This is a genomic window from Methylobacterium sp. Gmos3 (assembly GCF_056430985.1).
Genome location: NZ_JBWJYL010000004.1, coordinates 120,203 through 145,379 on the forward strand (window position 1 = coordinate 120,203; position 25,177 = coordinate 145,379).

Below are 25,177 nucleotides of genomic sequence, written 5' to 3' on the forward strand. Positions count from 1 at the left end.
GCCGTCATTGCGAACGCAGTGAAGCAATCCAGGGAAGCGGGCCGTTTCCGAAGGTGGCGCTGCCCTGGATTGCTTCGCTCCGTTCGCAATGACGGAGCGGGGGAACGTTGGGATGGTGATGTCGGCCAGGGCGGCGGAATGGCTCAGGCCGCTTCCGGCGGCTCGTCGTCCCCCGGCGCGGCGGGCGAGTTGAGGAGATCCTCCAGCTCGTCGATCAGCCGGTCGATCTGATCCTCGGTGGCGAGCACTTTCAGCACTTCACCGGTCTCTGCCTCGACGGCCAGCTCGATATGCGGCCCGACGCGGACCGCCAGCATCCGCGCGAGTATCTTGATGGCGCTCATCGAGTCGGGTCCTCCGCGATAAGGCCGACCGCCACGGCCGGGCCACAGGTCGAAATCCAGATCGAGGCCGCCTCCCCTGCCATCGGGGCGAGGAGTTCGGCGAGGCCCCGGCGCGAGCGCCCGAGCCGAGCCGCCAGCCGGTCGCCCACGAAGGCGCCCGCGCCGCAGGTCACCAGGGGAGCGTCCGCCGGCATATCCGGCCGCGACAGCAGGGAGGCCGCCGCATCGTGCAGGAGGCGCAACTGCGCCTCGGCGAAATGGCCGGCGAGGGACGCCCAGGCATGGGCATCGCCCTCCCCCCGGTCGCGGCCGACGATGCGGGCGAGGCGCGTCTCGCTCTCCGCCACCGACTTGCCCTTGCGGTCCCCCGTACCCTGCTGGTCGGCCTCCGGCGGAAGATCGCCGAGGATGCGGTAGACATCCGCCGCGTGGGCGAAGGTCTCGGTCATCAGCCGGGTGCGACGACCTTTGAAGGGGGCGTGATCGGTCAGGCCGATGAGGGGCGTGCGCACCACGCCGGTATAGACGAGTTCGCCGGTCTCGAGCCGTTCGGCGTCGCTGTAGCCGGTGGCGGCCGGGCGCCCGCCGATGACGGGGATGAGGTCGGCGGTGGTGGAGCCGATATCCACGAGGAGCGCGTCTGGCACGAGGCGTCCGACCAGCGCGGCGGTGGCGTACCAATTGGCCGAGGCGATCTCGAAGGACGCGGCGGCCGCCTCCTCCGGCGCGACGAAGCCCGCGCGGCCGGCGAAGATCCGCACCGGGCCGGACAACCGCTCCGCAGCCCAGCCGGACAGGGCCGCCACGCCCGCCGTGCGGTCGGCGAAGCAATCGGTGAGTTCGCCCGTCATGGTGACGGCGTGGTGCGCTTCCTGCCGCGTCCAGTCGGGCAGCGTCGCCAGGGTCGCGTCGAGGGCCGTGATCCCTTGCCAGAGCGGACAAGGCGCCTGCACGGCGGCCTCGACCCGCCCGCCGCGAATCAGCGAGGCCTTGACGTGGACCCCGCCGAGGTCCCACCCGACGATGGTGCTGGCAATCGACATGCGCGGATGACGAGCTTCGACAGAGTGGGGGACGCGGCCGGGGCTTCCGGCTTCGCGGTGATTCCGGTGCTGGACCTGCGCGGGGGGCGCGTGGTCCGGGCGCGCCGGGGCGAGCGCGCCACCTATGCCCCGATCGAGACGCCCTTGGCAAAGGGATCCGACCCCGCCGCTGTGGCGTCCGGCCTGCTGCGGGCATGGCCGGCGCGGTGCCTCTACGTGGCCGATCTCGATGCGATCATCGACGGCACGGCGCCCGACCGCGCGGCCTTGCGCGCCATCGCGACCGCCTGCCCCGGCATCGGGCTCTGGGTCGATGCGGGCTTCGCGCGGGCCGACGCGGTGGAGGCGTTCCTGGCCGAAGGCCTCGGGCGGCCGGTGATCGGCACCGAGAGCCAGGAGGACGCCGCCCTCGTGACGGCCCTCGGCGACCGGGCGGTGCTGTCCCTCGACACGCGCGGCGGCGAGCGGATGGGCCCCGACAGCCTGCACGAGGACGCCGACCTCTGGCCCGCCGACGTCATCGCCATGACGCTGGCGCGCGTCGGCGCGGGGGCCGGTCCCGATCTCCCCGCGCTCGAGGCCATCCGTATACGGGCGCCCGGTCGCCGCGTCTACGCGGCAGGCGGGGTGCGGGGGCCTGAGGATCTGCGCGCCCTGGCGGCGGCGGGGATCGCGGGGGCCCTCGTCGCCTCGGCCCTCCACGACGGTACCCTTCGGCGGGAGCACGCGGCGGGGCTCGCTTGAACTTCCGGCCCGGCCAGGAGACTGCTACACCGGAGCGATTCCAGAAACCCGGCCGACTTCAAAAGAGACGATGGACAAGTTCACGACCCTGGAGGGCGTCGCGGCGCCCATGCGGACGATCAACGTCGATACCGACCGGATCATCCCGGCCAAGTATCTGAAGACGATCAAGCGCACCGGCCTCGGCAAGAGCCTGTTCGCGGAGATGCGCTACCGCGAGGACGGATCCGAGAACCCGGATTTCATCCTGAACCAGCCGGCCTACCGCCAGTCCAAGATCCTCGTGGTCGGCGACAATTTCGGCTGCGGATCCTCGCGCGAGCACGCCCCCTGGGCGCTGGCCGATTTCGGGATCCGCTGCGTGATCTCCACGAGCTTCGCCGACATCTTCTTCAACAACTGCGCGAAGAACGGCATCCTGGCGATCCGCGTCGCGCCGGAGGACCTGGAAAAGCTGTTCGAGGATGCCGAGCGCGGCGCCAACGCCACGCTGACCGTCGACCTCGAAAGCCAGACGATCCGTGGCCCCGATGGCGGCACCCTGCATTTCGACATCGAACCCGGCCGCAAGCACAACCTCCTGAACGGGCTCGACGAGATCGGCACCACCCTGGAGCGCGGCGCTGCCATCGATGCCTACGAGCGGAAGCTGGCCGAGCGCGAGTGGGCCTGAGGCCTCGGGTGACAGGGGGTGACGGGCGTTTCGTCACCCTTCGTTAACCCACATGTCGCCTGAATCCGCGCCCAGATTGCGCCCGCCGACATGAGGACTCCCGCCATGCCGAAGCCGACCAACGCACAGGGGCTCGCCGTGGCGTTGAGCCTGCTCGCCGGCTTCTCGGCGATGCCGGCCCGCGCGGATTTCGACGGGTGTCTCGCGGGTTTGCGCTCGCAGGCCGCCGCCGCCGGCATTTCCGGCCGCGCCTTCGAGGCCGCCACCGCCGGCATCGCCTACGACGACAAGGTGATCGAGCTCTCGCAGGCGCAGCCCGAGTTCAAGACGCCGATCTGGGACTACATGGCCGCCCTCGTGGACGACGAGCGTGTCGAGGACGGACGCGCCGCCATGCGACAGCACGCCGATGCACTCGCCCGGGCCGAGGCCCGCTACGGTGTCGACCGCTACACCATCGCCGCCGTGTGGGGAGTGGAATCGAATTTCGGCAAGAACCTCGGCAAGATGCCGCTGGTGCAGTCGCTCGCCACCCTCGCCTGCTCGGGCAACCGCCGCCGGGACTTCTTCCGGGGCGAGCTGATGGCCACCCTGAAGATCATCGACCGGGGCGACATCGCGCCGGAGCGGCTCACCGGTTCCTGGGCCGGCGCCTTCGGCCAGACCCAGTTCATGCCCACCACCTACCAGCGCCTCGCGGTCGACGGCGATGGCGACGGGCGCCGCGACGTGGTCGATTCGGTGGCGGATGCCGTCGCCTCCACGGCCAACTTCCTGCACGTCGCCAAGTGGCAGAACGGCCAGGCCTGGGGTTACGAGGTGCGCCTGCCCTCCGGCTTCAACGTCGCCGCCGCCGGCCGCAAGAACAAGAAGCCGATCTCGCACTGGGCGTCGCTCGGCGTCACCCGCGTCGACGGGCGTCCCCTGTCGGGTGAGGGCGCGGCGGGCATCATCGCCCCGGCCGGCGCGGACGGCCCGGCCTTCCTCGTGACGCGGAACTTCGACGCGATCTATTCCTACAACGCGGCCGAGTCCTACGGCCTCGCCATCGCCGTCCTGTCCGACCGCCTGCGCGGGCGGCCGGGGGTGCAGGTGGCATGGCCGACCGACGACCCGCCCCTGTCGCGGGCCGAGCGGCGCGACCTGCAGGTGCGTCTCACCAGCATGGGCTACGATGTCGGCGAGCCGGATGGGAAGGTCGGCCAGAAGACCCGCGACGCCATCAAGGACATCGAGCGCAAGCTCGGGATGCCGGCCACCGGCCGCCCCGGAGGCAAGGTGCTCGAAGCCCTGCGGCGCTGAGCCTTCGAGCCGCGACGGCGATGGGCTAGGGTTGGCGGACCGATTCGCCGGGTTCCGATGTCGCTCTCCGTCTACCTCACCTTCGTTGGCGCCTCGGTCGGGCTGATCCTCCTGCCCGGCCCCAACGTGGCGCTCATCCTCGCGACGAGCCTCAGCCAGGGCCTGCGCGCGGGGCTTGCGACCGTGCTCGGCGCCGCCCTCGCCATGGTTCTGCAATTGACGGTCGTCGTCCTTGGCGCCGGCATCCTGCTGGAGATGTCGGCGGCGTGGTCGCGGTGCTGCGCTGGATCGGCGTCGCCTATCTCGTCCTGCTGGCGGTCCATGCCTGGAACGCACGGCCGAAGCCCACGGCGGCGCAGCCGGCCGGGACGGGACGCAGCGTGGCCAAGGGGTTCTTCGTCTCGCTCACGAACCCGAAGACGCTCCTGTTCTTCGGATCCTTCCTGCCGCAATTCGTCGAGCCCGGCCCCGATGCCTTCGGGCAGCTCGTGCTGCTGGCCGCGACGTTCGTCGCCCTGTCCCTGATGCTCGATTCGGTTTGGGCCCTCGCGGCGGGGCGGCTGAGGGCCATCGCGGCCATGCCCGAGCGGCGACGCAACCGCCTCGGCGCGGGCTTCTTCCTCGGCGCCGGCATCGGTCTCGCCCTGGCGCGGCATCCCTGACAGCCGATCCGGCGCGGGTATGAAAAAGCCCGCCGCGGCGAAGCCGGGCGGGCTCGGATGGCGCGGCCGAAGGGCCGGAGGATCACTCGGCGGCGGCGGGAGCCGTGGTGGCCGAGCCCTTGGCGGGCTTGGCGGTCCGGTCGACGCGCTCGACGATACGGGCCGACTTCCCGCGACGGTCGCGCAGGTAGTACAGCTTGGCGCGACGCACCTTGCCGCGACGAACCACCTTGATCGAATCGATCATCGGGGAATGCACCGGGAAGACGCGCTCGACGCCCTCGCCGTAGGAAATCTTGCGGACGGTGAAGCTCTCGTTGAGGCCACCGCCGGACCGGGCGATGCACACGCCCTCGTAGGCCTGGACGCGGGTCCGCTCGCCTTCCTTGACGCGCACGTTGACGATGACCGTGTCGCCCGGCTCGAAATCGGGAATGGTCTTGGCGAGGCGCGCGACTTCCTCGCGCTCCAGCTGCTCGATGATGTTCATGACAATGCTCCAGCCGTTGCGCCCAACCGCCCCGAGGGTGGCGAGCACCAGGATTTCGGCGATCCTGTTGTGAGTTGGCCGGGCTCCTACACCAGCGCGCGTCGCTTGTCGACCGTCTGGTGTTCGACGCGTTACGGTCGCCAGAGCGGCTTCAGGATCTCGTCGCGGATGACGAACGGATCGAGACCCGCCTCCCGGATCTGATCCGGGTCGAGGCTGGCGAGGGCGCGCCGGTGCCGGAGGCGGCGCAGCCAGAGGCTCGGCCATGCGATGCCGTCCTTCGGCGGCGTCAGGGAGACCGGGCGGGCGGAGATCACGAAGTGCGCGGACATGATGACTGATCCGGTGGTGAGGAAGCAGTCCGGCCGGGATTGCGTGCTCCGATGTGCCCCGCTAATTGCATCGGATCAATCGGAACATTGTGCTCGGAGCAATTATGCCGTCGACGGACTTCCGGGGCGTTGCCGATGAGGTCGCCGCCGACATGGCGGCGGGCCGGCTCCGGCCGGGCGACCGGCTGCCTCCCCAGCGGGAGTTCGCCTACGCCCGGGGAATCGCGGTCTCGACCGCGAGCCGCGTCTATGCCGAGCTGGCGCGCCGGGGACTGGTGATCGGAGAGGTCGGGCGCGGGACTTATGTCCGCTCGGACCTCGGCACGTCGCGGGCGGTCCCCCCCGAGCCGCCGCCCAGCGCGGTCGACCTGCAGCGAACCATGACGTACCTGCCCGAGCAGGAGGCGGTTCTCGCCGAGACGCTGGCCAAGCTCGGACGCAGCGGCGCGGTCGAGGCGGCGCTTCAGCAGCATGGCCCGACCGGTACGCCGCATGCGCGGGCGGTGGCGGCGTCGTTCCTCGCGGCGGAGGGCTACGCGCCGGCGCCGGCCGACATCCGCTTCGCGGGCAATGGCCGGCAGGGCATCGCCGCCGCCCTGGCGGCCCTCGCCTCACCGGGCGAGCGGATCGGCTGCGAGCCGCTCACCTACCCGGTGGTGAAGGGGATCGCATCGCGCCTCGGGATCGCCCTCATCCCCCTCGCCATGGATGACGAAGGCCTCTGCCCGGACGCCGTCGCACAGACGCACCGTGTCACGCCGTTGAGCGGCCTCTACCTTCAGCCGAGCTTGCAGAACCCCCTCGGCACGACGATGGGCGCGCAGCGCCGGGCGGATCTCGCCGCCGTCCTGCGGAGAACCGGCATCGTCGCCATCGAGGACGCCGTCTATGGCTTCCTCGCGGATACGAAGCCACTGGCGGCTCTGGCGCCGGAGAACGTGATCCTGATCGACAGCCTGTCGAAGCGGGTGGCGCCGGGGCTGACGATCGGAATGCTCGTGGCCCCGCCGGGATTGGGCGAGCGGCTCGGCGCGTCCCTGCGTCAGGGGGGCTGGTCGGCGACCGGCTTCTCCCTCGCGGCGGGCGTCCACTGGATGAGCAGCGGCGACGCCGAACGTCTCGCCGCCATCAAGCGCAAGGACGCGGCAGAGCGGCAGGCCATCGCGCGACGGGTGCTGGCGGATCTCGAGATCGTCGGGGATCCCCGCGCCTATCACCTGTGGTTTCGGCTGCCCGACCAGTGGCGCGCGGAGGCCTACACGAACGCCGCCTTCCGGCGCGGCATGGCGATCATTTCCGCCTCGGCCTTCGCGGTGACGCCGGGCCACGCGCAGAACGCGGTTCGGATCGCCCTCGCCTCGCCGGGCCGCGACGACCTCGCCAGGGCGCTCGGGCAGCTTCGCACCCTCGCCTTGGCGGGCGACGAGCAGATCATCGAGTAGGGTGATCGGACCCGCGCCGGTCAGACCTCGCCGGCCGACGCCTCGATGCGCTCCATGTCGTCGTCGGAGAGGCCGAAATGGTGGCCGATCTCGTGGACGAGCACATGGGTGACGAGGTCGCCCAGCGTCTCGTCGTGCTCGGCCCAGTAATCGAGGATCGGCCGGCGGTAGAGCCACACCGCGTTCGGCATCCGGCCGGTCTCGACATCGCCGGACTGGGCGAGGCCGATCCCCCTGAACAGGCCGAGCAGGTCGAACTCGCTCTCGCACTCCATCTCGTCGAGGGTCTGCTCGTCGGGAAAGTCCTCGACATGGATCGCCACGCCCTCGCAACGGGCGCGGAAGGCCGCTGGAAGGGCAGCGAAGGCATCGTGGGCCAGAGCCTCGATGGCCGCGATGTCCGGCGCGCGCAGGCCCGCGAGGCCGTTCATGCCGCGCCGACCGCCGGTTGAACGCAGGTGACGAGAAAGCCCGCGAGGTCGTCGGTGATGTGGTCGATATGCGGCTCGCGCACTGCCTCCTGCTCGAAGGCCTCGCGATAGGGGTCGATGATCCGGGGCACCACGAGCACCGTCGCCATGCCGAGGTCGTGCGGGACGGCGAGGTTGCGGGCGATGTCCTCGAACAGGGCCGCCCGCTTCGGCTCGACGCCGTGCGCCTTCAGGAAGCGCTCATAGGTGACGCGCTCGGGCTTGGGCACGAAATTGGCCGCCGCGATGTCGAACACGTCCTCGAAATGATCGAGGATGCCGAGCTTGGCGGCGACGTTCTCCGCGTGGCGCCGTGAGCCGTTGGTGAGGATGAGCTTTCGGCCGGGCAGCTTCTCGATGGCCGCGCCAAGCGGGGCGTCGAGCTTGATGGTCGAGTGGTCGATGTCGTGGGCGAAGTCGAGGAAGTCGTGCGGATCCACGTCATCCTCGATCATCAGCGCCTTCAGGGTCGTCCCGTAGCGATGATAGAAGTGCTTCTGCAGGGCGCGCGCCGAGATGGCATCGAGCCCGTAGAGGCGCATCACGTAGAGGGTGATGCGCTCGTCCACCTGCGGCCAGACGAGCGCGTCGCTCGGGTAGAGCGTGTTGTCGAGATCGAACACCCAGGTGTCGACATCGCCGAATCCGCGGGCGCCCGGGGCGGTGAAGTGGTCTTGCGTCGGCTGATACAAGGAATCCGTCGCAGGATAGAGGAGCGGCCCGAGGCCGGGCGATGACAATGCGCGCCGACGGCCGAGGTTGCTAGCCCCGGCGAATCAGCGTGCCCGCGCCGTAATTCGTGAACAGCTCCAGCAGGACGGCGTGGTTCACCTTGCCATCGAGGATGACCACCGCCTCCACGCCCCGGTCGAGGGCGTACATGCAGGTCTCGATCTTCGGGATCATGCCGCCGGTGATGGTGCCGTCCGCGATGAGGCGGCGGCAATCCTCGACCGTGAGTTCCGGGATGAGCTTCTTGTTCTTGTCGAGCACGCCCGGCACGTCGGTGAGGAGGAGAAGGCGCTTGGCCCGCAGCGCCCCGGCGATGGCGCCTGCGAAAGTGTCGGCGTTGACGTTGTAGGTCTGCCCGTCGGCGCCGTAGGCCACCGGGGCCAGCACCGGGATCAGTTCCGCCTTCAGCACCGCGTCGAGCACGCCGCGCTCGACATGGTCCGGCTCGCCGACGAGGCCGAGGTCGAGCACCTGCTCCTCGTTGCTCTCGGGGTCGCGCATCGTCTTCAGGGCGCGCTTGGCGCGCACCATGTTGCCGTCCTTGCCGCACAGGCCGATGGCCCGGCCGCCCTGGCCCGAGATCCAGCCGACGAGTTGCTTATTGATGGAGCCGGCCAGCACCATTTCCACCACCTCGACGGTGGCGGCGTCGGTGACGCGCAGGCCGCCCCGGAACTCGGACTGGATGCCGAGCCGGTCGAGCATCTTGCCGATCTGCGGGCCGCCGCCATGGACCACGAGGGGCTTCAGGCCCGACTGCTCCAGCAGCACGACGTCCTGCGCGAAGGTCTGGGCCGCCTCGGGGTCGCCCATCGCGTGGCCGCCGTACTTGATCAGCACGATCTCTTGATCGTAGCGCTGCATGTGCGGCAGCGCCTGGGCGAGGATCTCGGCGCGCACGTGCACGTTCGGCAGTTCGGTCATCGCGGTCCTTTGCCAGCTTTCCCGCCGCAGGTCGGCGGGGGGCTCGGGTCTCAGGGCGAGGTGCTTCTACAGGACTTGTCCGGGCCGTTGAAGCCCGCGACATCGACGACCCGCGCATTCGTCGGGCGTCAAAAAACCGTCGTGATTTCGCGGTGTTGCTGCGCGGCTACAGATCGGACCGCACGCCAGCGGTCCGGTTGCGCCGATGCCGTGCGCGGATCATGCTGCATCGCGGCAAGCCGCTCGGCCGGCTGCCGGGAGATGGGCATGCGTATCGCGATGATCGGGGCGGGTTATGTCGGGCTGGTGTCCGGCGCCTGTCTCGCGGATTTCGGCCACGACGTCGTCTGCATCGACCGCGACCCGGACAAGATCGCCGCCCTCGAAGCCGGCCGGATGCCGATCTACGAGCCGGGGCTGGAATCCCTGGTTCTCGACAATGTCCGCCAGGGCCGGCTCGCCTTCCGCACCGAGCTGCGCGAGGCGGTGGCGGGGGCCGATGCGGTGTTCATCGCGGTGGGCACGCCCTCGCGCCGGGGCGATGGCTTCGCCGACCTGTCCTTCGTCCACGACGCGGCCCGCGAGATCGCCGGGGCGCTCTCGGGCTACACGGTGGTCGTCACCAAGTCGACGGTGCCGGTGGGCACGGGCGACGAGGTCGAGCGCATCATCCGCGAGACCGCGCCGCAGGCCGATTTCGCCGTGGTGTCGAACCCCGAATTCCTGCGTGAGGGCGCCGCCATCGGCGACTTCAAGCGTCCCGACCGGATCGTCGTGGGTACCGAGGATCCCCGCGCCGAGGCCGTGATGCGGGAGGTCTATCGCCCGCTCTACCTCAACGCCTCGCCGATCCTCGTGACCGGACGTCGCACGGCCGAATTGACGAAATACGCCGCCAACGCGTTCCTGGCCGTCAAGATCACCTTCATCAACGAGATGGCCGACCTGTGCGAGGCGGTGGGGGCCGACGTGCAGCAGGTGGCGCGCGGCATCGGCCTTGATGGCCGAATCGGCACGAAGTTCCTCCATGCCGGGCCGGGCTACGGCGGCTCGTGCTTCCCGAAGGACACGCTGGCGCTGGCCAAGACGGCGCAGGACCACGGGATGCCCCTGCGGATCGTGGAGACGGTGGTCGCGGTGAACGACCAGCGCAAGCGTGCCATGGCGCGCAAGGTGATCCGCGCCTGCGGCGGCTCGGTGCGCGGCAAGACGATCGCCCTCCTCGGCCTCACCTTCAAGCCGGACACGGACGACATGCGCGAGGCGCCCTCCCTCTCCATCGCCGCCGGCCTGCAGGATGTCGGCGCCAAGGTCCGCGCCTACGATCCCGAGGGAATCGAGCAGGCCCGGCCGCTCCTTCCGGCCGTGACCTTCGCGGAGGATGCCTATTCCTGTGCAGAAGATGCCGATGCCGTCGTCATCGTCACCGAATGGAATGCCTTCCGCGCCCTGGATCTGAACCGTCTTCGCGCGGTGATGCGCACGCCCGTCCTGGTCGATCTGCGCAACATCTACGACCCCGTTACCGCAGCGCAACATGGATTTGCCTATCAGGGCGTCGGGCGTGGCGTCGGCAACCCGCCGGCATCGGCTGTCTGAGCCGGTCGAACATCCGAAAGTCGGGTAAATACTATCGGCGGGCCGTAGTCGGCCCGCCCGGGATTGGCCGCGTGCGATAGGCTAGACTGTCGCAGCACAATGCTTCCAAGCAGTGCACGGCGGCCTTCGGATGATCAATCAATCATCACGAGGCTCATGCCCTGGATTCGAAATTGGCTTTTATGGGGCAGCCATTGTGGATAGCGCTGATGAATACATGTCACATCACGGCGCAAATTCCCTCTAGGTCGAAGTCCTAGGCAGGGCCAAGGTTGGACACCGCATTGACGCCATACTAAGGGACCAGATGGTCCTCACTCGTCGAGAGCCGAGCCACCTTACCTTCACGAGCGCCCGCGAACCGAACGTGACACAACGCACAGACATCGCGATCGTCGGACGCGCCTGCCGACTTCCCGGGGCGCCTAGCGTCGAGGGCCTGTGGCAGCTGCTTTCAGAGGGCCGCTGCGCGGTCGGCACACTCCCTTCCGATCGTTTCTCGCTCGAACGGTTCCTGCATCCCCGCGCCCACGAGCGCGGCAAGAGCTACACCTTCGCGGCAGGCGCGCTCGATGACGTGTGGTCGTTCGACCCCACCGTGTTCGGCATTTCGCCGCGCGAAGCCGAGCAGATGGATCCGCAGCAGCGCATGCTGCTGGAGCTGACCTGGGAAGCCCTGGAGGATGCCGGCCTGCGGCCATCCGACGTCGCGGGAAGCCATATCGGCGTCTTCGTCGGCGCCTCGTCGCTCGATCACGGTAATTTGCGCATCATGGATGCGCCGTCGGGCGACGCCTATACGGCGACTGGCAACACGCTCTCGATCCTCTCGAACCGCATTTCCTACATCTACGACCTGAAGGGTCCGAGCTTCACGGTCGACACCGCCTGCTCGTCCTCCCTGGTCGCCTTCGACAACGCCGTGCAGGCGATCCGCTCCGGCCGGATCGACACGGCGGTGGTGGCGGGCGTGAATGTGCTCGCGAGCCCGTTCAACTTCATCTGCTTCTCCGCCGCGCAGATGCTTTCGCGCACCGGCCTGTGCCAGGCCTTCTCGAAGAACGCCGACGGCTACGTGCGCTCCGAGGGCGGCGTGGTGATGGTGCTGCGCTCGGCCGAGGCGGCGCGGCGCGCGGGCTCCACCGTGCGTGCGGTCGTGGCGGCCTCCGGCGTGAACTCGGACGGGCGCACCACCGGCATCTCCCTCCCCTCGGGCTATGCCCAGGCTGCGCTGCTGGAGCAGGTCTATCGCGACGCCGAGATCGCCGTCGACGACCTCGCCTTCATGGAGGCGCACGGCACCGGCACGCCGGTCGGCGACCCGATCGAGGCGTCGGCCATCGGCACCAAGCTCGGCAAGGGTCGCAGTGCGCCGCTGCCGATCGGTTCGATCAAGACCAATATCGGCCACACCGAGCCGGTCTCGGGCCTCGCGGGCCTGATGAAGGCGACGCTCGCCCTCGAGCACAACCTCGTGCCGCCCTCGCTGCACGCGGCCGAGTTGAACCCCGATATCCCCTTCGGCGACCTGAACCTCCAGGTGGTGCGCCAGGGCCTGCCGATCACCCGTGGCAGCCGCCAGCGCTTCGCGGGCGTGAACTCCTTCGGCTTCGGCGGCACCAACGCCCACGTCGTCATCACCGACGCCGACCCGGTTCCGGCCGCCTCCGCCGACGCGGCCCGCGCGCCGCAGGTGCTGATGATCTCGGCGCAGAGCCGCGCCGCCCTCAACGAACTGGCCCTCGACTACGCCGAGCGGTTCGAGGCCGAGCCGGAGGTGGTGGCCGACGTCGCCGCCGCCATCGCCCATCGCCGTGAGCGGATGCCCGCGCGCCTCGCCGTCTCGCTCGACGACACGACCGACGTGGCGGCGGCGCTGCGCGCTGTCGGCGAGGGCGAGGATTCCGAGGTGGCCCTCACCGGCACCGCCGTGGACCGCGCCGCCGAGGTGGCCTTCGTCTATTCCGGCAACGGCAGCCAGTGGGCCGGCATGGGCCGCGAGGCCTACGAGCGGAACGCGGCCTTCCGGGAGACCTTCGACAGGATCGACCGCCTGTTCCAGACCTACGCCGACTGGTCGCTGAAGGACGCCCTCTACGCCGACGACCTCGACGAGCGTCTCGTCCTCACCAGCGTCTCGCAGCCGCTGATCTTCGCCATCGAAAGCGCTTCGACCGCCTCCCTGCGGGCCAAGGGCCTGATGCCGAGCTACGTGCTCGGCCACAGCGTCGGCGAGATCGCGGCGGCGGAAGCGGCGGGCATCCTGACGCTGGAAGACGCGGTCAAGGTCATCTTCTACCGCAGCCACCATCAGGAGACGACGCACGGCCAGGGCACCATGGCGGTGCTGCTGATGCCGGTGGAGGAGGTTCCGGCCTTCCTCAAGGATTTCCCGAGCCTCGACCTCGCGGCGACCAACAGCCCCAAGGCCGTAACGGTCGCCGGCCCCGTGGCCGACATCGACGCCGCGCTCAAGGCGCTGTCGCGCAAGCGCCGCCGGGGCCGCAAGCTCGACCTCGCCTACGCCTTCCACGGAAGGCTGATGGACCCCACCGAGAAGCCGCTGCTGCGCGACCTCGCGGGCCTGCGCCCGCAGGCGGGCGGCACGACGATGATGTCCACCGTGACCGGCACCGCCCTCGACGGCTCGACCGTCGGGCCGACCTATTGGTGGCGCAACATCCGCGAGCCGGTGCGCTTCAGCGACGCCGTGCAGGAGGCGACCCGCCGGGGCGCCCGCGTGTTCGTGGAAGTCGGCCCGCGCGCGACCCTCATGTCGCATGTCGGCGACGCGGTGGAGCCGCTGGGCATCGAGATCGCCACGGTCGGCGTCATGCACCGCAAGGCCGCCGGCAGCGATCCCATCGCCAAGGCGGTGAACGCGGCGCTGGTGCTGGGCGCCGCCGTCGACGAGGACAAGCTGTTCGGCTCCGCGCCGCGCGGCGACGTGCGCCTGCCGACCTATCCCTGGCAGCGCCGCCCCTTCCGCCTGCACGACACGACCGAAAGCGTCGGCGCCCTGAGCCCCCGGCCCTACCACCCGCTGATCGGCTCCCGCACGGAGACGGACGGGCTGGAATGGCACGGCTACGTCGATCCCGACACGGTGCCCGAGCTGGGCGATCACCGCGTCGAGGGGCAGGTGATCATGCCCGGCGCGGGCTTCGTGGAGATGGCCCTTTCGGCCGCTCAGACCGCCCTGCGCGACGACTCCGTGGTGCTCTCCGAGTTCGAGATCGTCGCGCCGATGATCTTCGCGGAGGATGCCCTGCGCGAGGTGATGGTGCGCCTCTCGGGATCCGGCAACGGCATTCAGGTGCTGAGCCGTCCGCGCCTGACCCAGACGCCCTGGCAGCTGCACGCCCAGGCTAAGATCGTCGAGGGCGAGTTCTCGGCCCCGCGCAAGCCGGACCTCGACGGGTTCGATTTCGACAGCGCGGGCGAGCATGTCCTCTCCGGCGAGGCACTCTACGGCCGCGCCGAGGCGGCGGGGCTCGGCTTCGGCCCGAGCTTCCGGCAGGTCGCCATGGCGGCGCGCCTCGATGAGGCGACCATCGTCGCCGACCTCAAGCCGGCCGAGGCGGATCCGCGCTTCGCGCTGGTGCCCTCGCGCCTCGATGCCTGCTTCCACGGCCTGATCCTGCTCTTCGCCGACCTCCTCGGCGACGGGGCGGGCAAGGCCTACATCCCGGTGCGGTTCGGCGAGATCCGCCTCGTGCGGCCGGGCGCCGTCATCGCCCGGTCGGTGATCCGCACCCGGCGCGCCAACGAGCGCTCCATCCTCGCCGACTTCACCCTGCTCGATGCCGAGGGCGAAGTCATCGCCACGATCCGCGAAGGCCGCTTCCAGGCCCTTCGGACCAAGGGCGGCGACGAACTCGCGGCCTACGCGATCTCGCAGGTGGCCGAACTCGCCACCGAGCCGACGGCGATCCCGATGGAGCGCCGCCCGAGCGTGGCCGCGCGCGTGCGCCCGCTGACTGAGAAGGTGAAGGGCCCGGCCGACGCCACCCTGTCGCCGGGGCACCTTCTTCTGGAAGGCTGGGCGACGTCCCTGGCCTTCCGCCTAGCCAAGGGCCTCTCGCCGTCGGGCACGGTCTCGCTCACCGATCGTCGCCTGCCGGCGGCGATGCGCCCGTGGCTGGTCAACGCCCTTTATGCACTCGAGAGCAGCGGCCTCGCCGAGCACGAGAACGACGTGTGGCGCCTCGGCGACGGTTCGGCCCTGCCCGCCCCCGACGAGATCATGCGCTGGATCGCGGCGGACCATCCCGACCTCTCGGCCGAATTGGTGCTGATTGCCGATGTCGGCGCCACAGTGGACCGCATTCTCGCGGGCGATATCGGCGACGTGCCGCACCTGCCGCAGAGCGCGGTGGATGCCTTCGTCCTGCGCTCGGCCACGTCCCGCCATTCGGCCAACGCCCTGGCCTCACTCCTCGACGGCGCCCTCGGGCAACTGCCGAAGGAGCGCGCGCTGCGGGTGCTGCAGGTGGGCTACGGCCCCCTCTCGGCCCAGGCCGCCGCCTTCGCCACCACGGCCGAGGCCCGCTTCACCATCTTCGAGACCGACCGGCGGCTCGCCGAGCGGGCGCGTCTCTCCTTCGGCCGCGCCGCGACCCTGGTCGAGACCGCCGAGGAGCTTCCGGCCGGCGGGTTCGACCTCATCGTCGGGGCGGGCAGCCTGCACCGGGGCGAGCGTGGCCTCGTCGCCGACCTGTCGGCCGCATTGGCGACCGGCGGCCTGATGGTCGCCGTGGAGCCGGGCATCTCCCTGTTCCGCGACCTCGTGTTCGGCCTCACGCCCGATTGGTTCGAGGACGGCATGGGCGGCCTGCCCGTGGGCCGGCTCGACGATGTCGGCGGCTGGCAGCGCACCTTGAGTGCGGCGGGCCTCGTCTCGGTCTCCGTTGATCGGGCGGTTTCCGGCAACGGCGACGATCTGCTCCTCGTGGCCGAGGCTCCGGCCCGGCCGGTTCCGGCCGCCGCGCAGAGCTTCGCCTTCATCATCGGCTCGGACGACGATTTCGCCGCCGAAACCGCCTCCTCCCTCGCGACGCTGCTCGTCGCGGGCGGCGTCCACGTCTCGATCATCCTCGATTCCGAGACGTCTCTGATGGAGCTGGAGAAGGAGACGCCGGACACGGTGGTCTTCCTCGCCGGCGCCTTCACCCGGGGCGGCGAGGCGGCCGAGCGCCTGCGCGACCGCTGCATGAGCCTGAAGCGGTGCGTCGAACATCTCGGCGCCCGCCAGACCTGCCTCTGGGTCGTGGCCCCCGGCGCCACCCGCGATCGCGGCGGCCAGACCACGAACGTCGAATCCGGCGTGTGGGCCTTCACCCGCACCCTGGCGAACGAGGTGCCGAACCTCGACATCCGCCGCATCGACCTCTCGCCCGAGATGTCCTCGAAGCGCGCCTCGGAGCGCCTGCGCGACCTCATCCTCTCCGGCACGCCGGAAACCGAGATCGTGCTGGACGACGAGAGCACGCAGGTCGTTCGCTTCCATGCCGGCCGGCCGCGCCATCGCGACCCGGCCGACAACGTGCCTGCCCCGGCGGCGCGGCTGGAGCGCAGCAACACGGGCGGCCTCAACGAGATGGTGTGGGGGCCCGCCGAGCGGGTCGCGCCCGGTCGCGGCGAGCTCGAGATCGCCGTCGAGGCGACCGGCCTCAACTTCCGCGACGTTCTCTGGGCGCTCTCGATGCTCCCGGAAGAGATCCTGGAGGACGGCTTCGCCGGCCCGCGCCTGGGCCTCGAATGCGCCGGCCGCGTCACGGCGGTCGGGCCGGGCGTGAAGGGCTTCAAGGTCGGCGACGCCGTCGTCGCCTTCGCCCAGTCCGGCTTCTCCACGCACATCGTGGTGCCCGACCTCGTCGTCGCGCCGATGCCGCAGGGCGTCGATCCGATGGCGGCGGCCACGGTGCCGGTGGCCTTCCTCACCGCCTATTACGCCCTCGTCTCCTGCGCCCGGATGCGGCGCGGCGAGTGGGTGCTGGTCCATGGCGGCGCGGGCGGCGTCGGCCTCGCCGCGCTTCAGATCGCCAAGCTCAAGGGTGCGCGCGTCATCGCGACGGCGGGCTCCCGCGAGAAGCGCGCCCTGGTGAAGGCGCTCGGCGCCGAGCATGTCCTCGATTCCCGCTCGCTCGCCTTCGTGGACGACGTGCGGGCGATCACCGGTGAGGGCGTCGACATCGTGCTGAACAGCCTGTTCGGCGAGGCGATGGAGCGCTCGCTGAACGCGCTCCGGCCCTTCGGGCGCTTCGTGGAACTGGGCAAGCGCGATTATGTCGCCAACACCCATATCGGCCTGCGGCCGTTCCGGCGGAACCTCAGCTATTTCGGCGTCGATCTCGATCAGGTGATCCAGCACCAGGGCGACGACGGCGCGCGGATGTTCCGCGAGGTGATGGCCCTGTTCAACGACGGCGGCCTGAAGCCCCTGCCCTACCAGCCCTTCACGGCGGCCGAGACCTCGGACGCGTTCCGGCTGATGCAGCAATCGGGGCATATCGGGAAGATCGTGATCAGCCCGCCCAAGGCCGGCACGGTCCTCAAGGATGTCGCCAAGCCCTTCACCGTCTCGGGCGAGGGCGTGCATCTCGTCACCGGCGGTCTCGGCGGCTTCGGCCTGGAGGCGGCGCGCTGGCTCGCGGATCGCGGCGCCCGGCACATCGTCCTCTCCGGCCGCAAGGGCGCAACGACGGACGAGGCCAAGGCGCTCCTCGCCGAGCTGACGGAGCGCGGCGTCAAGGTCGAGGCCAAGGCGGTCGACATCACCAGCCGCTCGGCGGTGGACCGGATGCTCGCGGAGATCGAGCGCGGCGGCGCCAAGCTCGCCGGCGTGATCCATGCGGCGGCGGTGCTGCAGGACGGCCTGATCGCCAACCTGGATGTCGCGGCCCTCGACGCGGTGATCGGCCCGAAGGTGATCGGCGCCCAGCACCTCGACGCGGCCACCCGCGACCGGGCGCTCGACTACTTCGTGATGTTCTCTTCGGCCACGACCTTCATCGGCAATCCGGGCCAGGGCTCCTATGTGGCCGCCAACGGCTTCATGGAAGGCCTCGCGCGCCAGCGCCGCCGCCGGGGCCTTCCGGCTCTGGCTGTGGCCTGGGGTGCCATCGGCGATGTGGGCATGCTCGCCCGCAACAAGGCCGTGATGGAGACCCTGGCCGGTCGCGTCGGCGTGACGCCGATGGAGGCCCGCCGCTGCCTCGACCTGATGGCCGAGTCGCTGTCGAGCCAGGGCGGCGCGTCGGACGAGGCGGTGATCGCCATCGCGGCGATGCATTGGGGCAAGGCGCGCGAGCGGCTCGCCACGATGCGCTCCCCGAGCTACGCCGAACTCGGATCCGACCAGCAGGCGGAGGCCGGCGCGGTCCAGACGATCAATATCGCGGCCCTGCTCAAGGGCTCCGACATCGACACGGTGCGCAAGACCGTGTCCGACGCGATCGTGGACGACATCGCCCGCATCCTGCGCCTGCCGAAGGACGACATCAGCCGCGTGCGTCAACTCTCGGAGATCGGCCTCGACTCGCTGATGGGCGTCGAGCTCGGCGCGAGCCTTCAGGAGCGCTTCGGCCTCGAATCGCCGCCTGCGGGTCTTTCGGCGGGAATGACAGTCAACGAACTGTCGGAGTCCTTAATTCAGGCGGTTTCCGCGCCCATGGACGACACGGCAGGCGTCGCGATGAGCCTCATGGCCAAGCATATCGGCGGTGAGGTGAGCGCGAGTGTCATGGCACCGCTGCGCGACCTGATCGAGGCGCGCGAGAACGAGAGCAAAGAGACTCAGCGATGACGCAATCTGCGCGGCCCGATGGCGGGCGTGCGGCCCTGGCCGGCTTCGTGACGAACCGCCTCGGGCGCGCGACACCCCGGCCCGCCCAGGCCAAGGCGCCTGAAGCGTCGCGCACGAGCGCGGCGCAGAACTTCGAGAACCTGCCGGGCTACCGCGAGCTGAAGTTGCAGCGCTCGGCCGCCGAATTGATCGGCCTCGGCAACCCGTTCTTCCGCGTTCACGACGCCAAGGCCGGCGCCACGACGCGGATCGACCAGAAGACCTTCACCAACTTCTCGTCCTACGATTATCTCGGGCTGAACGGACACCCGAAGGTCAGCGGCGCCGCCCGTGAGGCCATCGAAGCCTACGGCACCTCGGCCTCCGCGAGCCGCGTGGTGGCGGGGGAGCGTCCGGGCCACATCAGCCTCGAACAGGCGCTCGCCGCCCATTACCGCACCGAGGGTTGCGTGGTGATGGTGAGCGGGCACGCCACCAACGTCACGACCATCGGCGCCCTGCTCGAAGCCGGCGACGTGGTGTTCCACGATGCGCTCTCGCACAACAGCATCGTCACGGGCGTGCAGCTCTCCGGGGCGCAGCGCCGCTCCTTTGCCCATAACGATCTCGAAGCCCTGGAGAATGTGCTCCAGGCGACGCGCCACGAGCACCGCCGGGCGCTGATCGTGATCGAGGGCCTCTACAGCATGGATGGCGACGCGCCGGATCTCGCCGGCTTCGTCGCCCTTAAGAAGCGCTACGATGCGTGGCTGATGGTGGACGAGGCTCACGGCCTCGGCGTCACCGGCCGCACGGGCGCGGGCCTGTTCGAGCATTGCGGTGTCGACCCGAAGGAGGTCGACATCTGGATGGGCACCCTGTCGAAGACCCTCTCGGGCTGCGGCGGCTACATCTGCGGCCCGATCGCGCTGATCGAATACCTGAAGCACTCGGCCGGCGGCTTCGTCTACAGCGTGGGCATGTCGCCGCCGATCGCGGCGGCCGCCGAGGCCGCGCTGGAGGTGATGCAGGCTGAGCCGGAGCGCGTCGAGCGCCTGCGCCGCAACGGCAACCTGTTCCTCGCGACCGCGCGCAAGCTCGGCCTCGATACGGGGACCAGCCTCGGCCTCGCGGTGATCCCGGTGATCGTCGGTGACTCGCTCAAGGCCGTCACTTTGTCGGACCGGCTGTTCAAGCGCGGCATCAACGTGCAGCCGATCATCCACCCGGCCGTGCCGGAGCGGGGCTCGCGCCTGCGCTTCTTCCTGACCTCCGAGCACACGCCGGAGCAGATCACCGACACGGTGAATGCCGTGGCCGAGGAGATCGCCGCCATCGACAAGGGCGGCTCGCTCATCGAGCAGCTTCTCGCCAAGCGCTGACTGGCATTCGACCGGACATGACAAAGGCCGCGGACCGTGAGGTCCGCGGCCTTTTGCGTTCGGGCTCGCCTTATCGCGAGTAGCTGTACACGGCTGCGGCGGAGGCCACAGGCCCCGTGACGGTGGACAGGACGCCCAGCACCTTCTGGACCTCGGTGAACGGCGCGTTCGACACGTAGACCAGATCGCGGTTGCGCATCCGGAACGCCTGCGCGGTGAACAGGCTGTTGGGGTCGCGCATGTCGATCCGGTACACCACCGGCACCAGCGGCGTGCCCGTCAGCTTCGAGCCCGGAGCCAGGCGCCGCACGATCGCCGCCGGCTCGAACCGGAAGATGAACGTCCCCGCCGGGTCGGCCTGGAAGTCCGACAGGCCCCGCGCCTTGGCGAGCGCCTGCGCCAGGGTGATCCCGTCCGCCTGGAACGGCAGTTCGGTGGAGTTGCCCAGCGCGCCCACCGCCAGGAAGGTCTGCGGGTCGCGCACCAGCGTCAGCACGTCGTTGGGCCGCAGGTAGATGTTCTCTCTGGGGTTCGACACCACCGTCGTCAGCGGCACCGTCGCCGTCACGGGGCCGCGCGACAGCCGCACGAAGGTCTCCGACACCGGCGAGCGCACGCCGCCGGCGGCGGCCAGCACGTCGAGCAGGCGGTCGCCGTGGCCGGTGAGCGGCAGGCGGGCGCCGGCCACGGCCTCGCCGGTCACGGTGACGGTCTGCGAGATCGGCTTGGTGACCGAGACGAGCACCTGCGGCTGGATGGCCTTGCCGGCGAGTTCGTTCTCGATGAGCGCCTGCACGTCCTGCGGGCGGCGGCCGGCGACGGAGATGCGCCCGGCATAGGGGACGGAGATGGCGCCGTCGCGCCCGACCGGCTGCTCGGGGATGAGGGCGGATTTGGAGCCGGCGGAGAAGCGATCGGCGACGAGGGGGCCGGAGAACAGGCCGCCGGAGCCGGCTTCCCAGATCGAGACGGCAACCATGTCGCCGATGCCGATGACGGGCTCGGCGGAGGGGCGGTGATCGCCGAAGGAGGCGAGCAGGCTGTCGAGCGGGCGTCCGCGCAGGGCCTCGATGACGGCGGGGGTGACGTCGATGATCTCGTAGCGGGCGAGCAGGCCGCCGCCGGCATCCGGCACCTCGGCCCCCGCCTGGATCGCGTTGGCCGTCGGACCCGCCGCGGGCAGGAGCGTGCAGCCCGACATCGCCAGCGTGGCGATGCAGGCCGACGAGACGGCAAGGTTGCCCAAACGCATCATTCAGAAATCCGCTGTGCCGGGCCCGTCGACGCGGCCCGCCGCCCCATAAGGGGGCTGAAGGACTGCCATCAGCTTAACGGTGAATTGAGGCCGGTTCGAGGATCGCATCTTTCGGTGCGCGATGGCGTGCCATCTGCGCAACATCGGCCCCTTACACACCGTCACGCTCGCCTGCGACCATGATGCTGCCGCCTTTTCATCGGCAGGAGGGGATCAGAGAATGCGGCGGCGTTCGGCGCGACGGAGCGCCGGCCCTGCTCCGACGGTGCACGATCGGAAAGTGTGGCTTTCATGGCATTGATCCCCGCCCCCGGCCCTGTAGCCTTCCGGACGCATGACGATGCCGGCAACGGCATGCGCGGCACGGGTCGCAGCGGCGGTGACATGAGCAACGAACGCGGCTCCCCGGCCAAGGCCGCCCCCCGGCAGGGCGGGCGCCAGGTGTTCCTGTTCCTGCAGGGGCCGGTCACTCCCTATTTCGCGGATACGGCGGACGAGCTCGAGGCGCGCGGCCACCGCTGCCTGCGGGTGAACCTCTGCTTCGGCGACTGGCTGTTCTGGCGCCGTCCGGGCGCCGTGAACTACCGGGGCCGCCGGGAGAACTGGCCCGCCTTCATCGCCGACCTGATCGACCGCGAGGGCGTGACCGACCTGATGCTCCTCGGCGAGCAGCGTTTCTACCACAAGGTGGCGATCGCGGCGGCCAAGGCCCGCAACCTGAACGTCACCGTGACGGATTTCGGCTACCTCAGGCCGGACTGGATCACGCTCGAGCGCGACGGCATGTCGGGCGACAGCTGCTTCCCGCGCGATCCCGAGGCGGTGATGACGCTGGCCGAGGGCCTGCCCGAGCCGGATCTCGAGACGCGCTACACCGACAGCTTCAAGACCCAGGTGCTGTGGGACATCGCCTACCACATGCTCACCAACTGGCTGTGGTTCCTCTACCCGTTCTACCGGTCGCACCAGCTCTACCACCCGGCGCTCGTCTATCTCGGCACCGGATTGCACATCCTGCGCGCCAAGTTCACCTCCCCGAAGGTCGACCGCTTCGTCGCGAAGCTGAAGGCGGAGAAGGCCCCCTATTACGTGCTGCCCTTGCAGATGGAGAACGATTTCCAGCTGCGGGCCTATTCGCCGTTCTTCGACTTCAAGGCGCCGATCCACACGGTGGTCGCCTCCTTCGCCAAGAACGCGCCGGCCGACACGCGCCTCGTCATCAAGGCCCACCCGCTCGATCCGGGCCTTCGCAACTGGGCGCGGATCGTCCGCCGCTCGGCGGCCAAGCACGGCGTCTCGGGCCGGGTGGACTTCGTGGATGGCGGCAACCTCGCCGTGATGCTCGAAGCCTCGAAGGGCTGCATCACGGTCAACAGCACGGTCGGCCTCTGGGCGATGCGCGTCGCGGTGCCGACGATCACTCTCGGCACGGCGGTCTACGATATCGAGGGACTGACCTTCCAAGGTCCGCTCGACCGGTTCTGGACCGAGGCCAAGCCGCCGCGCCAGGAGCTCTGGCACGCCTTCGTCCGGGCCATCGTTGGGCATATCCAGATCCGCGGCGTGTACTACGCCAAGGAAGGTCTCGCCGCCGCCGTGCAGGCGACGGCCTCGCGCCTCGACCTCACCGAGGGCGCGTGGCTCGAAATGCGCTCCCGCGCCCGGCGCAACGCCGCCGCGCCGGAGAAGCAGCCCGTGCCGGAGCACGGCTTCGGCTTCCAGAACGTCTGAAGCCGCCTCGTCTACCGCCGCCGCAGCAGGTGGCGGGAGGCCAGGGACCAGACCTGCTTCATGGCCGCCTCGACGGTCGGCTCGCGCCGCGTCAGGCCGACATCGCCCTCGGACAGGCGCTGGATGATCACCTCCGGCGGACAGGGCAGGCCCGTGCGCGGATCGACGTAATGCGGGTAGACGATGAGCGCCCCCGCGACCAGCTCGTCGAGGGTGATGCGCCGGGTCCGCCGCGGGCAGGCCGGGCTCTCGGTGAGGCCCCAGCCGGCATAGAAGGGCAGGCCGTGGGTCGTGACGGTGCGGCCGCGCAGCAGCGCCTCGAACCCGATCAGCGATGAGATCGTCTCGACATGGTCGGCGGCGTCGATGGCATCGGCCGCCGACACGTCGCGCAGGACGATGTCCGCGTGGGCCGACACCTCCTCCGGCGGCACCCAGCCGGGCCTCAGGCCCGCTTCCACGTCCGGGTGCGGCTTGAAGGCGATCACCGCGTCGGGATGGCGTCGCCGGGCGAGCTTCAACAGCTCGGCATTGCGGTTGACCGTGGCGCCGCAGAGCCTGATCGAGGCGTCGTTCTCGACCTGGCCGGCCACGAGCACGACCCGGCCGGGCTTCGGCATGGCCGGCATCGGCGCGGTGCCGACATTGTACTTGCTGAGCTTGGCCTCCACGATCTCGGCGCGCAGGCGCTTGGCGCGCTCCAGCACGTCGGCGGGGAAGCCCCCCTCCTCCAGCATCCGCTCCAGGTCGCTCGGGCCGGTGGCGTCGTAATAGATGCCCGTGGCGTCGATCACGTGCGAGGCGCCAGGGCGCAGGGCCACGCCGAGGCCGATGGAGCGGATGAACCCATCCTCCATCCGAAGGAGCGGCACGCCGGCCTCGCGGCAGGCGGCGCCGAGGCTGTCCGGTACCCGGCTCGCCCAGGCGACGACGCGCTCATAGCGGGCGATCTCGGCGGGCTTCGGCTCGTGACGGGGGGCGGCGATGGCGGGGATCCGCCCCGGCGAGGCCAGGGCCCGCGACAGCCAGCGCCGCTTCCACGCGGCGAAACCGATGCAGAGGGTGCGGGCGGCGTTGGCGCGCTGCTCCTCGACGATGAGACGCAGGATCGCCGCCGCCTCCTCGAACCGGCAGGTCTCGCCGCCATAGGGCTCGAAGTAGCGCGAGCAGATCAGGTAGACCGCCGCGAAGACTTCCGCCGGGGTGCGGTTGCGGCTGCGGCGGGTCGGATCCAGGCGGTCGTCGGTGAAGCCCCAGCCGGCGTAGAACGGCACGCCGAAGCAGGTCACGGGACGCCCGGCCAGCGCCGCTTCGAAGCCGACATGGCTCGTGACCACGTAGAGCCGCGCGGCGGCCGCGATCACCGACCACGCCTCCACCGGCTCGTAGATGGCCCGCGCGCCGGAGGCCTCGATAGCCGCCCGGTCGAGATGCCCCATCGTGCCCGGCCGCGCGGCGGGGTCCATCACGACGACGCGGTCGGCCTCCGGGTGCTCGGCGGCGGCCGCCGCGAGCATGGTGGAGAAGCCCGTCTCGCTGGCGAGCCCGAAGCCGATCGTCGGGTCCTTCTGGACCTGATCCACGATCACCACGAGGGGCCGCGTCGTATCCCGCCCTTCGAGCAAGGTGGACAGGTCCGCGCGGCGGGGATCGTTGTCGAGGCTCAGCCGCGCCTTGCGCAAGAGGTCGATGCCGGCCTCGGCGCGGGCGAGGATCTCGTCGCTCTCCCAGCCGCCCTCTTGGAGGATGATCTCCAGTTCGCTGCGGGCCGTGGCGTCGTAGTAGATGCCGAGCCCGTCGACGATGGAGCTCAGGGGGCGCTGCGTGCGCGCGCCGGGCAGGCGCAGGAAGCCTTCGTCCCAGCGGTCGGCATGGCCGACCCGGCGGGAGACCGGTTCGCTACCGAGGCGCCGCACCGAGCGGCCCCCGGGCATCTCGATCTCCGAGAGCGTCCGGGGCCACAGGCGCTTGAGCTTGCCACCTTCCATCCGAGAATCATCCATCTCCGGAACCGTTGAGCCGCACCCGCCGACGTGGATAACGGCCCGGAAGGCGAGGGTTTGGGCATAGCACCGCAAAGGTCCAGCCCGAAATGGCTTCCCCTTCGGCGGGGAGCACTCTACGAGGCCCGCGACGGCGCGCGGCCTTCCACATCGTCTCGACAGCGTCAAGCGAGACGGGACGGGGCCGCGCACCGGAGAGGCAAGGCGGGGATCATGGCGGGCAGGATCATCACGGGAACGACCAGCGGCAGGCCGGGCGGCGC

The 25,177-nt window shown here is 70.2% G+C and carries 18 protein-coding genes and 1 pseudogene; 10 read left to right on the forward strand and 9 right to left on the reverse strand.

Features of this window, described 5'->3' with window-relative positions; genetic code table 11:
- Positions 1 to 143: 143 nt before the first annotated feature.
- Both ACS5Q7_RS09505 and ACS5Q7_RS09510 read right to left on the reverse strand, forming a co-directional pair.
- The gene (locus ACS5Q7_RS09505; RefSeq protein WP_243955969.1) at positions 144 to 344 is read right to left on the reverse strand and encodes a hypothetical protein; all 201 of its coding nucleotides are present in this window, start codon (positions 342 to 344) and stop codon (positions 144 to 146) included.
- Positions 341 to 1,387 (reverse strand): hydantoinase/oxoprolinase family protein, encoded by a 1,047-nt coding sequence (locus tag ACS5Q7_RS09510; protein WP_478339085.1) that lies wholly within the window; start codon positions 1,385 to 1,387, stop codon positions 341 to 343. The genes ACS5Q7_RS09505 and ACS5Q7_RS09510 overlap by 4 nt, the downstream gene beginning before the upstream one ends.
- A gap of 6 nt (positions 1,388 to 1,393) precedes the next feature.
- Between ACS5Q7_RS09510 and ACS5Q7_RS09515 the strand changes: the two genes are divergently transcribed.
- From ACS5Q7_RS09515 to ACS5Q7_RS09535, 5 genes and pseudogenes are all read left to right on the forward strand, one after another.
- The gene (locus tag ACS5Q7_RS09515) at positions 1,394 to 2,131 is read left to right on the forward strand and encodes a HisA/HisF-related TIM barrel protein (protein WP_478339086.1); all 738 of its coding nucleotides are present in this window, start codon (positions 1,394 to 1,396) and stop codon (positions 2,129 to 2,131) included.
- 70 nt (positions 2,132 to 2,201) lie between these two features.
- Positions 2,202 to 2,804 carry a 3-isopropylmalate dehydratase small subunit gene (leuD, locus tag ACS5Q7_RS09520; protein ID WP_478339087.1) on the forward strand — a complete coding sequence of 201 codons (603 nt, stop codon included), beginning with the start codon at positions 2,202 to 2,204 and terminating at the stop codon, positions 2,802 to 2,804.
- A 105-nt stretch (positions 2,805 to 2,909) separates the two neighbouring features.
- The gene (locus tag ACS5Q7_RS09525; RefSeq protein ID WP_478339088.1) at positions 2,910 to 4,106 is read left to right on the forward strand and encodes a lytic murein transglycosylase; all 1,197 of its coding nucleotides are present in this window, start codon (positions 2,910 to 2,912) and stop codon (positions 4,104 to 4,106) included.
- A gap of 57 nt (positions 4,107 to 4,163) precedes the next feature.
- Positions 4,164 to 4,307, forward strand: a pseudogene (locus ACS5Q7_RS09530) (LysE family translocator); the annotation flags it as partial.
- A gap of 65 nt (positions 4,308 to 4,372) precedes the next feature.
- Entirely contained in the window at positions 4,373 to 4,768 is a 396-nt protein-coding gene (locus tag ACS5Q7_RS09535) for a LysE family translocator (protein WP_478339089.1), read from the forward strand.
- An 82-nt stretch (positions 4,769 to 4,850) separates the two neighbouring features.
- Here ACS5Q7_RS09535 and rplS read toward each other — a convergent pair whose 3' ends face one another.
- Positions 4,851 to 5,258 carry a 50S ribosomal protein L19 gene (gene rplS / locus ACS5Q7_RS09540; protein ID WP_478339090.1) on the reverse strand — a complete coding sequence of 136 codons (408 nt, stop codon included), beginning with the start codon at positions 5,256 to 5,258 and terminating at the stop codon, positions 4,851 to 4,853.
- A gap of 131 nt (positions 5,259 to 5,389) precedes the next feature.
- Positions 5,390 to 5,590, reverse strand: coding sequence for a DUF1127 domain-containing protein (locus tag ACS5Q7_RS09545; protein WP_478339091.1), 201 nt, complete (start codon positions 5,588 to 5,590; stop codon positions 5,390 to 5,392).
- 104 nt (positions 5,591 to 5,694) lie between these two features.
- On the opposite strand from ACS5Q7_RS09545, the gene ACS5Q7_RS09550 reads away from it, so the two are divergent.
- On the forward strand, positions 5,695 to 7,032 hold the full coding sequence (locus tag ACS5Q7_RS09550; protein ID WP_478339092.1) for an aminotransferase-like domain-containing protein: 1,338 nt from the start codon (positions 5,695 to 5,697) through the stop codon (positions 7,030 to 7,032).
- A gap of 20 nt (positions 7,033 to 7,052) precedes the next feature.
- On the opposite strand, the gene ACS5Q7_RS09555 is transcribed toward ACS5Q7_RS09550, so the two are convergent.
- From ACS5Q7_RS09555 to argB, 3 genes are all read right to left on the reverse strand, one after another.
- Positions 7,053 to 7,463 (reverse strand): metallopeptidase family protein, encoded by a 411-nt coding sequence (locus tag ACS5Q7_RS09555; protein ID WP_478339093.1) that lies wholly within the window; start codon positions 7,461 to 7,463, stop codon positions 7,053 to 7,055.
- Positions 7,460 to 8,194, reverse strand: a complete 735-nt coding sequence (locus ACS5Q7_RS09560; RefSeq protein ID WP_478339094.1) for a pyrimidine 5'-nucleotidase — start codon at positions 8,192 to 8,194, stop codon at positions 7,460 to 7,462. The genes ACS5Q7_RS09555 and ACS5Q7_RS09560 overlap by 4 nt, the downstream gene beginning before the upstream one ends.
- Before the next feature lie 70 nt (positions 8,195 to 8,264).
- Entirely contained in the window at positions 8,265 to 9,158 is an 894-nt protein-coding gene (argB, locus tag ACS5Q7_RS09565; protein WP_478339095.1) for an acetylglutamate kinase, read from the reverse strand.
- A gap of 267 nt (positions 9,159 to 9,425) precedes the next feature.
- Here argB and ACS5Q7_RS09570 point away from each other — a divergent pair, with 267 nt between their 5' ends.
- The 3 genes from ACS5Q7_RS09570 to ACS5Q7_RS09580 all read left to right on the forward strand — a co-directional run bounded on the left by ACS5Q7_RS09570 (position 9,426) and on the right by ACS5Q7_RS09580 (position 19,925).
- Positions 9,426 to 10,757 carry a UDP-glucose dehydrogenase family protein gene (locus ACS5Q7_RS09570; RefSeq protein ID WP_478339096.1) on the forward strand — a complete coding sequence of 444 codons (1,332 nt, stop codon included), beginning with the start codon at positions 9,426 to 9,428 and terminating at the stop codon, positions 10,755 to 10,757.
- A gap of 367 nt (positions 10,758 to 11,124) precedes the next feature.
- Positions 11,125 to 18,564 carry an SDR family NAD(P)-dependent oxidoreductase gene (locus ACS5Q7_RS09575; RefSeq protein WP_478339097.1) on the forward strand — a complete coding sequence of 2,480 codons (7,440 nt, stop codon included), beginning with the start codon at positions 11,125 to 11,127 and terminating at the stop codon, positions 18,562 to 18,564.
- Positions 18,561 to 19,925: an aminotransferase class I/II-fold pyridoxal phosphate-dependent enzyme gene (locus tag ACS5Q7_RS09580; RefSeq protein ID WP_478339098.1), complete on the forward strand. Its 1,365-nt coding sequence runs from the start codon at positions 18,561 to 18,563 to the stop codon at positions 19,923 to 19,925. The genes ACS5Q7_RS09575 and ACS5Q7_RS09580 overlap by 4 nt, the downstream gene beginning before the upstream one ends.
- A 70-nt stretch (positions 19,926 to 19,995) precedes the next feature.
- Here the strand turns inward: ACS5Q7_RS09580 and ACS5Q7_RS09585 are convergent, their stop codons facing one another.
- Entirely contained in the window at positions 19,996 to 21,180 is a 1,185-nt protein-coding gene (locus tag ACS5Q7_RS09585; RefSeq protein WP_478339099.1) for a polysaccharide biosynthesis/export family protein, read from the reverse strand.
- Between the two features lie 384 nt (positions 21,181 to 21,564).
- On the opposite strand from ACS5Q7_RS09585, the gene ACS5Q7_RS09590 reads away from it, so the two are divergent.
- On the forward strand, positions 21,565 to 22,911 hold the full coding sequence (locus ACS5Q7_RS09590; RefSeq protein ID WP_478339100.1) for a capsule biosynthesis protein: 1,347 nt from the start codon (positions 21,565 to 21,567) through the stop codon (positions 22,909 to 22,911).
- Positions 22,912 to 22,922: 11 nt separating this feature from the next.
- Here the strand turns inward: ACS5Q7_RS09590 and ACS5Q7_RS09595 are convergent, their stop codons facing one another.
- The gene (locus ACS5Q7_RS09595) at positions 22,923 to 24,914 is read right to left on the reverse strand and encodes a capsular polysaccharide biosynthesis protein (RefSeq protein WP_478339101.1); all 1,992 of its coding nucleotides are present in this window, start codon (positions 24,912 to 24,914) and stop codon (positions 22,923 to 22,925) included.
- Between the last annotated feature and the right edge of the window lie 263 nt (positions 24,915 to 25,177).